This window comes from Hymenobacter roseosalivarius DSM 11622 (assembly GCF_900176135.1).
Taxonomy (GTDB): domain Bacteria; phylum Bacteroidota; class Bacteroidia; order Cytophagales; family Hymenobacteraceae; genus Hymenobacter; species Hymenobacter roseosalivarius.
The window spans coordinates 1-13,394 of the sequence record NZ_FWWW01000047.1; the positions used below are offsets into that span (position 1 = coordinate 1).

The 13,394-nt window shown below is 53.5% G+C and carries 12 protein-coding genes; 6 read left to right on the forward strand and 6 right to left on the reverse strand.

Annotation, left to right across the window (positions count from 1 at the left end):
* Window positions 1–46: 46 nt before the first annotated feature.
* Window positions 47–1,336 (reverse strand): hypothetical protein, encoded by a 1,290-nt coding sequence (locus B9A24_RS04380; RefSeq protein ID WP_084443961.1) that lies wholly within the window; start codon window positions 1,334–1,336, stop codon window positions 47–49.
* 567 nt (window positions 1,337–1,903) lie between these two features.
* Here B9A24_RS04380 and B9A24_RS04385 point away from each other — a divergent pair.
* Window positions 1,904–2,134, forward strand: a complete 231-nt coding sequence (locus B9A24_RS04385) for a hypothetical protein (RefSeq protein ID WP_143434752.1) — start codon at window positions 1,904–1,906, stop codon at window positions 2,132–2,134.
* A 56-nt stretch (window positions 2,135–2,190) separates the two neighbouring features.
* Here the strand turns inward: B9A24_RS04385 and recG are convergent, their stop codons facing one another.
* From recG to mutY, 4 genes are all read right to left on the reverse strand, one after another.
* The gene (gene recG / locus B9A24_RS04390; protein WP_084443963.1) at window positions 2,191–4,287 is read right to left on the reverse strand and encodes an ATP-dependent DNA helicase RecG; all 2,097 of its coding nucleotides are present in this window, start codon (window positions 4,285–4,287) and stop codon (window positions 2,191–2,193) included.
* Between the two features lie 58 nt (window positions 4,288–4,345).
* Window positions 4,346–4,945 (reverse strand): gliding motility lipoprotein GldD, encoded by a 600-nt coding sequence (gene gldD / locus B9A24_RS04395; protein ID WP_084443964.1) that lies wholly within the window; start codon window positions 4,943–4,945, stop codon window positions 4,346–4,348.
* Between the two features lie 148 nt (window positions 4,946–5,093).
* Window positions 5,094–5,519 carry a single-stranded DNA-binding protein gene (locus B9A24_RS04400; RefSeq protein ID WP_084443965.1) on the reverse strand — a complete coding sequence of 142 codons (426 nt, stop codon included), beginning with the start codon at window positions 5,517–5,519 and terminating at the stop codon, window positions 5,094–5,096.
* A 94-nt stretch (window positions 5,520–5,613) separates the two neighbouring features.
* The gene (gene mutY / locus B9A24_RS04405; protein WP_234996977.1) at window positions 5,614–6,705 is read right to left on the reverse strand and encodes an A/G-specific adenine glycosylase; all 1,092 of its coding nucleotides are present in this window, start codon (window positions 6,703–6,705) and stop codon (window positions 5,614–5,616) included.
* Between the two features lie 199 nt (window positions 6,706–6,904).
* Between mutY and B9A24_RS04410 the strand changes: the two genes are divergently transcribed.
* From B9A24_RS04410 to B9A24_RS04420, 3 genes are all read left to right on the forward strand, one after another.
* On the forward strand, window positions 6,905–7,210 hold the full coding sequence (locus tag B9A24_RS04410; protein WP_084443967.1) for an HU family DNA-binding protein: 306 nt from the start codon (window positions 6,905–6,907) through the stop codon (window positions 7,208–7,210).
* Window positions 7,211–7,330: 120 nt separating this feature from the next.
* Complete coding sequence (locus B9A24_RS04415; RefSeq protein WP_234996979.1) at window positions 7,331–8,212, forward strand: tetratricopeptide repeat protein; 882 nt, start codon at window positions 7,331–7,333, stop codon at window positions 8,210–8,212.
* Between the two features lie 400 nt (window positions 8,213–8,612).
* On the forward strand, window positions 8,613–10,220 hold the full coding sequence (locus B9A24_RS04420) for an Rne/Rng family ribonuclease (protein WP_200813861.1): 1,608 nt from the start codon (window positions 8,613–8,615) through the stop codon (window positions 10,218–10,220).
* 120 nt (window positions 10,221–10,340) lie between these two features.
* Here B9A24_RS04420 and B9A24_RS04425 read toward each other — a convergent pair whose 3' ends face one another.
* Window positions 10,341–11,000, reverse strand: coding sequence for a porin family protein (locus B9A24_RS04425; RefSeq protein ID WP_159451937.1), 660 nt, complete (start codon window positions 10,998–11,000; stop codon window positions 10,341–10,343).
* An 86-nt stretch (window positions 11,001–11,086) separates the two neighbouring features.
* Between B9A24_RS04425 and gldB the strand changes: the two genes are divergently transcribed.
* Window positions 11,087–12,109: a gliding motility lipoprotein GldB gene (gldB, locus tag B9A24_RS04430; RefSeq protein WP_449404354.1), complete on the forward strand. Its 1,023-nt coding sequence runs from the start codon at window positions 11,087–11,089 to the stop codon at window positions 12,107–12,109.
* Between the two features lie 67 nt (window positions 12,110–12,176).
* Window positions 12,177–13,385: a glycosyltransferase family 4 protein gene (locus tag B9A24_RS04435; RefSeq protein WP_084443971.1), complete on the forward strand. Its 1,209-nt coding sequence runs from the start codon at window positions 12,177–12,179 to the stop codon at window positions 13,383–13,385.
* Window positions 13,386–13,394: the final 9 nt, after the last annotated feature.

The following is a 13,394-nucleotide window of genomic DNA, read 5'->3' on the forward strand; positions in this document are numbered from 1 at the left end:
AACGTACGTAGTAGTGNGTCTTTTTTGTGTTCGATGAATCTCTGATCTACTTCACCGCAATTTTATTCAGTTGTAAGGCGGCTGATTTCTTACTTGGTCGGCTTACACCCACAATAGTTTTTGCGTCGAGCCACGCCGTAAAGTCTTTTACGTAGGCTAATTGCTGGTCATTAGCTACGTTGAGGCCCAAACCTTTGGCTGGCTGTACTACGCCGGTTTGCGCATTCACCTGGCGCAGGTACAGGTCCGATTTGCCTTTCAACTTTTCTTGCGTTAGGATATGAATTTCGGGGCCAAAGACGGCAACTCGATAGCCGATACCGGCGAAAGCTTCAGTGGGCGAGGCTACCTGATCTTTTGCAATGGTGCTGTGCCATTCCGGTAGCTGAAACTCATTGTAGCCAAACAGGTGCAGCTCGCGGGCATGCACGGGTGAGGCATCGCCTCCTTCTTCGTACTTCTTCTCGGCAATGACTACCATCTGCTTTTCGTCCGTAAATAGCAAATCAGTGAGGTACACGTCTTCCAGGCGCTTAGCTGTCGATTGCGTCGCCTTGTTTACTTCCGCCAAATACTCGGGCTGGAAGCGAAACTCGGGGGCAAACTTCATCGTGCCCTCGCCCGCAAAATCGAACTTTACTACCTTCAAGCTATAGTAAAGACCCGTCTGGCGCTCGGTGCAGATGGCCGCGGCGTAGAGCGTCTGGTCGGGCTGGAGGGCAAATTTGGCGTCGAACACCATTACTGCTTTCCCTTCAAACGAGCCCCCTAGCGCCACCGACATGACCTTGATGTCCGCGTTATCGTTGCGGTAGCGACGTACCGTGAGCTTCTTCATCTCGTCGCTCAACAGCGTTACATACTGGGTTCCTTCATTGTCGAGATGGATGGTGGTCGAGAAAAAGTCCCCCAAATCGTGAAAATCATAGGTACGGTCTTTAAGCTTTGTGAGCTTCTCATCAAACACGCTGGCGCTAATGGCCCGAATCTGCTGGTCGCGGGTGGCATACTGCCAGGCCACGAGTTTGGTGCCATTGGGTGAGAAAGCTGCTCCTGGGCGACGGTTGCGGGCAGCTGTTTCCGTGAGCTTTTTCCGGAGAGTAATTGTACCGGTGCCTAGGTTAAAGACTTGAGCAGCTAAGCTTTGGGCTGCGTCGTCTTTATGGTATATCAGTGCTGTAACTTGCTGTTCACTACGAGAAAAGCCATCAATGTTTTCCTCGGCAGTGAGCGGCAGTGCCGTAGACCAAAGGCACTTTAGCTCCTTATCATAGCGCTCTACGGCGTATTCGGTGGCTGTACGATGTGCCAGAATAACGAAGCCCCCATCGGGCATTGTTAGGGTCTTTTTGTTTAGGCGTTGGTTATAGCGGTCATCTGATTGTTCGGGTAAATAGGTAAAGGCTACCGATTTTACCCGCTGCCCTAGCGTCGGTATAGCTAAGCTTAAAGTTAGGACCCATACAAAGCTGTATTTATGAGGAAATGTAAATCGCACGTTAAAAGATGTTTACGTTAGAAAAATTATAGTCATCAGAAAAAAATACCATCAAAGGTATCTATCTTCAAATACACCTCGTATATGGCGCCGCTACCAATCGGGTAGCATGTTAGCTAAATAATCATTTGTTGACAATCCCTTAACATTCTAGTGCTCAGATTTGAGTTTTGAGTATGCTTACTTTGTGGATAAAATAGGAGTGAATGTGAAACTACCGTTGGAGACTTATTTTTTATTGCCCTAAAAATGGAGGTAGAAAGCAGTAATAAAAATAAATATATCCTTCTGCATTCTCTAAAAGGTGTTTGGCGCTCTGCTCAGCTTGTTTGCTTATCTCTTTACCAATTTTGGCTTTAACTTTGTGCGCCACTTATGGTGTCGTTTATCAGATTACCATCCATTATGAAATCATTACTCAAGTTTCTATTACTGTTTAGTCTCATCATTGTTGGTAAATTGGTCAAGAATCCCATTGCCGGAGATATTGCTGCGAAGCCTACCGCTGCCAATGAGCTACCTGTACATATGATTTCATTTTTCTCCCGTCAAGCTACCCTGCAAGGCGTTGCGCCCGGCGACAACCGCCAATGGTGGGCGCAAAGCCAGGCCGGAGCAAATAGCGTATTTAACTAAACGCCGGATAAGCAGCTTATTAGCTGCTTTTTTTGTCCCGGTTAGGCAACATACGTTCAGCTGATGCGACTCCAATTGACGGCCGTCGCAGGCAATGACTCGATGTGCCGGCGAATGTTCAGATTCTCGGGCTGGCTCAGACCGGGGTCTTCGCTGAGCAGCTGCTGAGCCGCTGCCCTTGATTCCGTCAGGATGCGGCCGTCTTTGGCCAGATCGGCAATAAGCAGATCCAGTACGCCGCTCTGCTGGGTGCCCATCAGGTCGCCGGGGCCGCGCAGCTTCAGGTCGATGTCGGCAATCTCGAAGCCGTTGTTGGTGCGTACCATCGTTTCGAGGCGGGTGCGCGAGTCCTTGCTCAGCTTGTAGCCCGACATCAGGATGCAGTAGCTCTGGTCGGCGCCCCGGCCCACCCGGCCCCGCAACTGGTGCAGCTGCGACAAGCCAAACCGCTCGGAGCTTTCAATTACCATCACCGATGCGTTGGGCACGTTCACGCCCACCTCAATTACGGTAGTGGCCACCATGATCTGCGTTTCTTTTTTGATGAAACGCTGCATCTCGAAGTCCTTTTCCTCGGCCCGCATCCGGCCGTGCACGATGCTGATCTGAAACTCCGGGAAGGCCCGCGCCACGCTCTCGTAGCCGTCGGTGAGGTCTTTGTAATCCAGCGTTTCGGATTCCTCAATCAGCGGATACACGATGTACACCTGCCGGTCCAGGTTGATCTGGTCGCGCAGGAACTGAAACACTTTCAGGCGGTTAGCGTCGTAACGGTGCACGGTCACGATGGGTTTGCGGCCGGCCGGCAGCTCGTCAATCACCGACACGTCGAGGTCGCCGTAGAGCGTCATGGCCAGGGTGCGCGGAATAGGCGTGGCCGTCATCACCAGCACGTGCGGAATAACGTGTGGGTTCTTCTGCCACAATTTGGAGCGCTGGGCCACCCCAAAGCGGTGCTGCTCGTCCATGATAGTCAGGCCCAGATTGCGGAACTGCACCACGTCTTCGAGCAGGGCGTGGGTGCCGACCAGCATATGCATCCGGCCCGCGCGTAGCTCCTCGTGCAGCTCCCGGCGGGCGGCGGTGCGCGTACTGCCCGTGAGCTTACCGATCTGAATACCCAACTGGTCGGCGTAGGCTTTGAGGCCCGCATAGTGCTGATCGGCCAGGATTTCGGTGGGCGCCATCAGGCAGCTTTGGGCCCCGTTGTCGGCGGCCATGAGCATGGCAATGAAGGCCACGATGGTTTTGCCCGAGCCTACGTCGCCCTGCAACAGCCGGTTCATCTGCTTACCAGCGCAAAAATCCTTGTAGATATCGTGAATAACCCGCTTTTGCGCCCCGGTAAGGTCAAAGGGCAGGTGGTTTTTGTAGAAATCGACCAGCGAGGGCACCTCCCGGAAAATCTGGCCCGCCAGCTCTACTTTGCGCTGGTCGCGCTGGCGCAACAGCTTGAGCTGCACGTAGAACAGCTCCTCAAACTTGAGCCGAAACCTAGCTGCCTGCAACAGCTCCGGGCTCTGCGGAAAGTGAATCTGCAGCAGCGCGTCGACCTTGCTCATGAGCCCATAGTGCTGAATCAGGGCCGGCGATAGTGACTCTGAAATGTGCGGGGGGGCAATTTTGAGCAGGTCGGCCACCAGGCGGGCCAGCGCTTTGCTGTCGATGCGGTGGTAGTTCTTGAGCTTCTCGGTCGTGTTGTAGACGGGCTGCAAAAAGCTCTGTCCCGGCTTGGCTTCCGTTACTTCCTCCAGCTCCGGGTGGGCCATCTGTGGCCGGCCGTTGAACATGGTCGGCTTGCCGAACACGATGTATTCCTGGTGGTTGCGAACGACGGTTTGCAGATACTTCACGCCCTTGAACCACACCAGCTCCAGCTCCCCGCTCGCGTCGGCCACCTTGGCCACCAGGCGTTGCTTGGGACCTTCGCCCAGCACTTCGCGGTTGCGTAGTACGCCCTTTACCTGTACGAAAGGCAGGTCGTCGTGCAAATCGGCAATAGTATAAAACTGCGTGCGGTCGAGGTAGCGGAAGGGGTAGCGCTGAATCAGGTCGCCGTAGGTAAACAGGTTCAGCTCCTTTTGCAGCAGCTGAGCCCGCTGGGTGCCCACCCCGCGCAGGTTTTCAAGTTTGATGTTAAAGAAGTTGCTCATTCAGAGAGAATAAGCAATAAGCAATCACGCCAAGTTATGCTGGCCCATTGCTCATTGCTCATTGATATTTAAGCGTGTTCAGCAGCTGGACAATATCCTTCTTGACGTAATCAATAATAGGAGCCAGCGAATCATTGGCTGTCGCGATGGGAAAATAAAGGGCTCCGCGGAAAAAGTGCTTGGTACTGTCGGTAGTGTAGAATTGGAACTGACTGGGTACGTCGCCGGCCAGCTCAAATACGGCCACCTTCATACCGCTGGGCGTTTGCATAATGCTCTCGTCGATGGCCGAGGCCTTGATCTGATGCTTGCTGGTGAGCTTGCGGGCATCTTCCAGCATCTTGTTGTAGAGCTTGGCATTTTGCTGCACATTGGTATACGTAATCTGCACGTTGGCCCCCAGCTTCGGGTAGTACACGTTTATCCAGTTGGGCTGGGCCAGATAAGACGAATCGCGCAGGATGCGGGCGTGGCGCGAATACTCGAACGTGTAGGGCCGGCCAGGCGCTAGCTGCTGGTAGCTGTGGGGGGGCAAATCGATACGGTTATAGCCCTTGGGCTTGGGCGTATAATCGGGGGCCGAGGTGCAGCCGGCCGCGAGTGAGCCCACAAAAAGTAGTACCGCGCCCAGGCCACGGCAGAGTCGGAAAACAGGCATTTGAAGCAATGCGAAAATGATAGTCAAAGGTAGGCGGAAATGCAGAGGTTATTTACCCCGCGTAATTTCTCCCGCAAATCCGTGAAACGCAAAAAACCCGGGCTTCGTGCCGGGGCTTTAAACAGAAAGAAGCCCGTTGGGGGGCTTTTTAGAAGGGCAGCTGGTCCAGTTCAGGCTCCTGGCGGAACGTCTGCGCCTCGGGTACGGGGGCAGCCTGAGCGGCGGCTCCTTCACCTTGCGGACGTCCACCCAGCATGGTCATCTCATCGGCCACGATTTCGGTGATGTAGCGCGTCTGGTTGTCCTTGTCCTGATACTGGCGCGTCCGAATGCGACCTTCAATATATACTTGGTGGCCTTTGCGCAGATACTTCTCGGCTACCTCCGCCAGGCCGCGCCAGGCGGCGATGTTGTGCCACTCGGTGCGCTCGATGCGGGTGCCGGTTTTGTCCTTGTGATACTCGTTTGTGGCGAGCGTAAAATTGGCTACGCTCACGCCGGCTTCCAGGTGGCGAACCTCCGGGTCTTTGCCCAGATTTCCAACTAAGATTACTTTGTTTACTCCTGCTGCCATCACTTGATTAATAAGGGGTTACGAAGCAAAATAACCTGCTTCCTATTCCTTTAAAGATACAAAAATGCTCCCTTGCTTCCAAACAAAAAACCGCCTAAAACCCCATTCTTTCCAAGTAATTACTGATCAAAACGGCCTTGGGCAGCTGCTCAATTTCAGCCTGGGTAAAAGCCTGCAAACCCGTCGCTGCCAGCGCCGCGGCCGATAGCGGTGCCTGTAGCCTGACGGCGTGAAAGCGGGCCTCTACCTTCTGGTGACTAAGCACATGGCGGGCCGCAACAGCCGGCTCTTCCACGCTACTAGTGTCCAATTTGCCCCCCAGGGCTTCTACTTTATCGAGCAGGTCGGTGGGGGGCAAATCGGAGCTGTCGGTTTCAGTAAGAGCAAAGTCGTAGAGTCCCTGCCAGATGTCCCTGTCGGTGCGCTTGCGCAGATAAACGGTGTCCTCGTAGCGTAGCACCATGTAGTGAAAGTAGCGCGTGCGTGAGGCCTTAGCTTTGCTTTTCACGGGCAGCTCCTGCACCATGCCGTGCTGGAAAGCATAGCACTGACCTTGTAGGGGGCAAAACAAGCAGTCAGGTTTCACCGGCGTGCACTGAATGGCCCCGAACTCCATGATAGCTTGGTTGAACTCGGCTGGCGAGGTCGCCGGAATAAGTGTATCGGCCAGCTGCTGAAACACTTTGCGGCTGGCCGGCGCGGCAATATCGGCGCTGATACCGAACACGCGGGCCAGAACCCGGTACACGTTGCCGTCGAGCACGGCCACCTTTTCGTCGTATGCAAAAGAGGCAATGGCAGCGGCGGTGTATTGTCCCACGCCTTTAAGTTGGAGCAAGCCCTCATAAGAGCTCGGAAATTGCCCCCCAAAATCGCTTGTAACTTGTTTGGCGGTGTGATGCATGTTGCGGGCCCTGGAATAGTAGCCTAAGCCTTGCCAGTGACGCATTACTTCATCCTCGGGAGCCGCAGCCAGCTCCTGAACGGTGGGATAAGTTGTTACAAAGTCGAGGTAATAGGGGAGGCCCTGCTTCACGCGGGTCTGTTGCAAAATGACCTCCGAGAGCCAAATAGCATACGGATCACGGGTGTGACGCCAGGGTAGGTCGCGGTGGTGGCGTGGGTACCAATCGAGGAGGGCCGAAGCGAAGAAAGGGTGGGCGAGAGGAGAAGAGAGGGAACTCAATATATTGAGAATAAATTAGTTGGGAAAGAAAGGCAGAGCCGGGTGGAATCAGTAAATAATGTTGCAAAACCAAAAAAGGAAACTACCTTTGTGGCCCCAATTCATAAGCGAACAGCTTACCGGGCAAGGGCTTACGTGTTGAATCGGGATATTTTGCCCAGCATATTTTTTCTCTCCATAGTACATTTCATTTACCAGCGTGACTAAAGCAGAAGTAATCGCCGAGATTGCCGACAAGACCGGCATCGAAAAAGGAGACGTGTCAGCTACCGTCGAAGCCTTCTTCAAAGTAGTAAAGGATTCGATGGCCGATGGCAACAACATCTACGTACGCGGCTTTGGCAGCTTCGTAAACAAGAAGCGGGCAAAGAAAGTGGCTCGTAACATCTCTAAAAATACGTCGATCATCATCGACGAGCACTTTATTCCTAGCTTCAAGCCATCGAAAACCTTCATCGGCAAAATCAAAAACAGCAAGAAAATTAAGGAAACCGCTCAGGCGTAATCCTTCTTTTTCTTCCATTTACTTCTTTGCCGGCTAGCCGTCGGGCACTCCGTAATTGGGAGCCCGACGGCCTGCTTTTTCTGCATGGCGTCACGTTCCCGCTCACATCAGTTAGTAATATTGGCCATCGCTCTAGCGCTGGTGGCTGGCTTATTTCTGTTGCCCAAGGTGATGGTGAAGCCCAAAGAAGGTAAAGGCGAGTTGAGTCAGGATGCGGCTCGCACCGCTAACCGCGACGGTGGCGGTCCTGCTACCAATGGGTCGAAGGCTATTGCCTCCTCAGGTGAGCAGGAGCAAACCGCTGACCCCGTGGCAGGTACGCCCGAGCAGCCTCACCAGCAAGCCACGGCCGAACAAAGCCGCGAGATCAAGCAGCTAGCCGCGCGCTACAACAAAGAGCGCGACCCCCAAGCTCGCCTGCGCGTAGCCTCCGACCTGGCCGCCAAGTACAAAGCCATCGCCAAGTTTGACAGTGCTGGCTATTACTACGAGCAAGTAGCCATTGCCCGCCCCGGGGAGCAAGCCTGGAAACGGGCTGCTGATGAGTACTTCGAGGCCTTTGGCTTCGCGGCAACTGAGGAGCGAGCCAAAACGCTAAGCGCAAAAACCCGGGAGCTGTACGAGAAGGTTTTGAAAAACAACCCCGATAACCTCGACGCCAAAACCAATCTGGGTATGGCCTACATGGCCAGCGACAACCCCGTGCAGGGCGTTACGTTATTGCGCGAGGTATTAGCTACCAACCCCCGCAACGAGAAGGCGCTCTACAATTTGGGCATCCTCTCTATTCAAAGCAACCAGTACGATAAGGCCGTGGAGCGTTTTCGGGAGCTTGTAAAAGTGAATCCGAGTAACGTGAACGGCCAGTTTTATTTGGGCGTTTCTTTGGCCCAAACGGGTGCCAAAGACGAAGCCCGAACGGCTTTCACCAAGGCCAAAAGCTTAAGCAGCGACCCAAGTTTGGCGGCTTCCGTCGATGAGGAACTGAGCAAGTTGGAATAAATCAGCAGATTTGTGCTTCCAACGCCTACCGCTTTCTTAGCAATGGCGGCGGATGAGCAATCAGCTATTCGAGCATAAAGTCATTCAACCATTTAACCTACAACCACATGCCCTGCGGTAAAAAGAGAAAGCGTCATAAAATCGCCACCCACAAGCGCAAGAAGCGTCTGCGCAAGAATCGTCACAAGAAGAAGTAAGCCCCGCGGGGTTAGCTGGCGGACGGTTGAGGCTTCAACCAAAGTCCGTTTATCTCTCATTTAGTATCTCTGAGAGTGGCTGGTTTGATGCTTTCCCCGTGGCTCGGAAGGGAAGCTGGTGCCTTGGCGCACTGGCTTCCCTTTGTGGGTTTCGGGGGGCAAATACAGGCGCTTTTGGGGAGATTAGTTAAGCTACCGAGACATTGAGTAACGAATTAATCATTAATTCTGCTCAGGATGGCGAACGAATTGCCCTGCTCCAGGACAAGCGGCTCATCGAATACCATTTCGACCGCAACGACACCAACTACTCTGTTGGTGACATCTTCCTGGGTACGGTCAAGAAAGTGATGCCCGGGCTGAACGCTGCGTTCATTGACATCGGGTATCAAAAAGACGCTTTTCTGCACTACGGCGACCTGGGCGAGAATTTCCTGTCGCTGAATAAGTGGGTGAAAGGCGTGCAATCGCAGAAAACTACCGTCGGGCCTCTGAAGACATTTCAGTTTGAGGAGCCGCTCGACAAAGTCGGCAAGATCGACAACGTGCTCAAAAAAGGCCAGCAATTGCTGGTGCAAATCGTAAAGGAGCCGATTTCGACCAAAGGACCGCGCCTGTCCACCGATATTTCGATGGCCGGCCGCTATTTGGTGCTGGTGCCGTTCTCCAATACGATCAGCGTTTCCAAGAAGATTGTCAGCCGCACGGAGCGGGATCGGCTCAAGCGCCTTATCGCCTCCATCAAGCCCGACAACTTTGGCGTTATCATCCGAACTGTAGCGGAGGGACGTGAGGTAGCCGAGCTGGATAAGGACATGCAGAGCATGACCAGCAACTGGGAACAGCTCTTCCAGACCCTGCGCACCGCCAAGGAACGCGATAAGATTCTGGGTGAGCTGGGCCGCACTAGCTCTATGCTGCGCGATATGCTCAACGAGTCCTTCGATGCCATCACCGTGGACTCGGCACCGATGTACGAGGAGATGCGCAGCTACCTGGAGAAGATTGCCCCCGATAAGCTAGGTTTACTCAAGCATTACACCGGCAAGGTGAAGATGTTTGAGCATCTCAACATCGAGAAGCAGCTCAAAACCCTGTTTGGCAAAACCGTGACCGTGCCCGGCGGCGGCTACCTCGTTATCGAGCACACCGAAGCCCTGCACGTCATCGACGTAAACTCGGGCAACAAGAGCAACCAGGAAAGCGACCAGGAGGCGAATGCCCTGCACGTAAACATGTCGGCGGCCCGCGAAGTGGCCCGTCAGCTGCGTTTGCGGGATATGGGGGGCATTATCGTCGTCGATTTCATTGACATGAAAGCGGCGGAGAGCCGCAAGAAGGTCGAGGATGCGGTGAAGGACATTATGAAGCACGACAAAGCGCGCTACACCATTTTGCCCATCACCAAATTCGGCCTGCTGCAGATCACGCGGCAGCGTGTGCGGCCCGCCGAGAATATTATTACCGGTGAGCTATGCCCTACCTGTGGCGGCACGGGCAAGATTTCGGCCTCTATTCTCGTCACCGACGAGATTGAGAACAGCATCGAAGACTTGCTGATGACCCAGAATCAGTCGGGTATTACCCTGCACGTGCACCCTTTCCTGTACGCATACTACACCAAAGGCTTGGTTTCCAAGCAGATGAAGTGGTATCTGAAGTATTATAAGTGGGTAAAAGTGACCAAGGACACCAGCCTGGGCCTCACCGACTACCGCATTGAGGATGAGCGGGGCGAAGACATTGAGTTGCACTCACCCGCAGCGGCCATGGCCCGCCTCCAGGACCGCGAAATTGAGATTATAGATTAAGGACTAACGGTTTTTTCTGCGAAAAGCCCCTGACCAAGAAGAAAGCCCGCCGTGCTCTGGATGAGTAAGGCGGGCTTTTGCGTAGGATCTTATTGAGTTGACTGGTGTGCAGTACAAGAGTTAGAACTTGATGCCTAAGTCAAGCGCGACCTCCCCATTTTTAAGGGACACATCATTGAAATTAAGGGTCTTTTCAAAGTAGCGGTCCACATTAGCGAGACCATGGTGGTAGGAGAGACCGGCAAATACTTTGGTGCTCTGGCCCACCTGATATTCAGCCCCAAAACCGCCCAGCAAAGCGGCATCAGGAATGATGAAATGTTTGCTGGACTTTTCCCCGCCCGACTGATAGAACTTCTCGCCGTCTATGCGGGCTGCCACCAGACCACCAATTTTGCCCCCCAGCTGAAAATAAAGCTTGGTATCCGTAGTAATATCGTTGGTGAATAGCTTCACCGTCAGCGGTATTTCCAGGTATTGAAGGCTAATCTTCTGCTCGTTATCCTGCGTGACAATATTAGCTTGGTAAGAAACAGTGCCACCTTTGCTAGTGAGCTGCAAGCCCGTACCAAAGGCATAGTTTTGGCCGAAGAAATAATCGACCACCAGTCCTCCACCAATGCCCAGCTTGCTTTTCTCCGATTTAAAACTGTATTGCTGGGGCGCGTCGGCCCGCAGATAAGCGACTGAGGGCGAAAGCTTGATGCCAATCTCGACTTGAGCGGAGGCTGTGCCGACAGTAGTGCCGAGCACCAGCAGGGCTAAAAGTATTTTTTTCATCATTAAACGGATAAAACGACATCTGAAACACGAAAGCTGACCAGCTGGCGTTTCGTTTTGGCTATTTTCGTCCCAAAGATAGAACCGTGCATTATAAATCTGCCCCCTTGCGTACCTGTTTTGCCATTTGGTTCAGCGCTTTGTTGCTGCTGACTGGCTGTAAAAAGGCTACGACCTGCGAAACAAACCCGGAAGTAGCCCGCATCGATGCTCCCGTACAAGTCGAGCGGCTAGAGCAATCATTCTTTGCTATTAAAAATGAGGCGGAGGCACAGCAATTCCTTGCGCGAAATCCGTTACTAGCTAACCAGTTCTTGCAGCGTCGGCAGTATCCCTCCGATGCGGCTCTGGCGGCTATCCTCACGCGCTTAGCTACTAACCCTGGTTTGCAGAAGCTAGGACGTGAGACACTAGCTGAATTCTCTAGCACCGACACCCTTCAGACGGAGCTAAAGCAGTTGATGCAGCACGTACGCTACTATTTCCCGACTTTTCGGGTGCCACCAGTAAAGACGTTTGTAAGCGGTCTGAGTCAGGATTTATTCGTGAACGACAGCCTGATGGTGCTCAGCCTTGACTTTTTCGTCGGCCCCAAAGCTAGCTACCGCCCCAATGTGCCGGCCTATATTTTGCGGCGCTATACACCCGCTCACCTACTGCCTACCGTCGCGCAGGCCATTTCCAGCAAGTACAACCAACCCGTACCCGCTAATCAGCAAACCATGCTTGGCGAGATGATACAGCTGGGGAAGTCGCTCTACTTCACCGAAAAAGTGTTGCCCTGCACGCCCGATTCTGTGCTTATTGGCTACACCGCCGACGAATTGGCTGGCTTGGAATTTAACGAAGGGAAAGTTTGGGCTCACTTTATTGAGAAAAAGCTGCTTTACAATAACAGTCCTTTCACTATTCAAAAATACGTGAGTGAGCGGCCCAATGTGCCCGAAATCGCCAAAACGGCCCCCGGTCGCATTGGTGCCTGGGTGGGCTGGCAAATTGTGCGCAAGTATATGGAAACCCATCCAAATGTGACGCTCGCTCAGCTCATGGCCCAGAAAGATCCGCAGGCTATTCTTAACGAGTCGCGTTACCGCCCAAAGCGGAAGTAAATAGAAAGGGAAGTTGCTCTCAACGAATAGGCGAGGGGAAGTAAGAAGATAGTCTTTAGTTGCCGAAGTGCATATCGCGGTTTTCAGCCAGTATCACACCAACCCCGATTGTCCGGCTACTAGTCGGCACTATACCCTGCTGGAGCATTTGGCCCGTACGCACCGCGTATCGCTGATTACAACACGCACTTGGGAGCCACAGCGCTTCACCCAACAGTTTCCGTGGGTGCCGGAAGGCGTAGAGATGCGAGCCGCTGACGTACCCTATCACAATAAAATGGGTGTCGGCCGGCGGGCTTTAGCCTTTGGGCAATATGCCGCTTATGCCCTGCGCGAAGGACTGCGCCTGGATAAGCCCGATGTTATCTGGGGAATATCCACGCCACTGACGGCAGCCTGGGCCGCCGCGCAGGTAGCGCGCTTACGGCGGGTGCCGTGGGTATTTGAAGTACAAGACCTGTGGCCTTCCTTTCCCATCGCCATGGGCGCCGTACCGAATGCGTTTGCGCGAAAACAGCTGTTTGCCTTGGAGAAGAGCTTATATACCAGCGCAAAACATATTCTGCCTCTGTCGCCTGATATGTCACACTACATTGAGGCATTAGAAATAAGCCCAGCTAAAATAACCACTGTCCTCAACGGCACCGACTTTCACTTAGCCACTGCGGCCACCGCTGCGGCAGTTGCCTCCCTGCGAGAGGAGCAGGGCCTAGCTGGTCGCCGAGTCGTACTATATGCGGGTACTTTTGGTCGGGCAAACGACATTCCGACGCTGGTAGCTGCCGCCGAAAAAATGGCCCCCAGCCATCCCGATGTCACTTGGCTATTCATGGGGCACGGCTTTCATGAGCCTCTTATCCGAGCAGCTGCGGCCCGATGCGCAGGTATTCGCTTAATTGCCCCCCAGCCGCGCCACGCCGTATTCACTTGGTTTCGGTTGGCAGAAGTGTCGGTGGTTTCTTTCTTGAATCTGCCAGTGCTGGATGCTAATTCGCCGGCTAAATTTTACGACAGCCTTGCGGTGGGTACGCCTGTAATAGTAACGAACCACGGCTGGACGAAAAAGTGGGTCGAAGACTACCAGTGTGGCTGGTACACCCCCGCCGGCGACGCACTCACGATGGCCTCATGCATAAGTGAGTTGTTGGCAATACCTGCAACTCTCAAGCAAGCAGGAGAAAAGGGAAAGACAGCAGCCTTACTGCACTTCGATAGGAACGGAATAGCTGCCAATGTTCAAACGGTGTTAGAAGATGCTGCATCTATTACCAACTAGAACTACTTA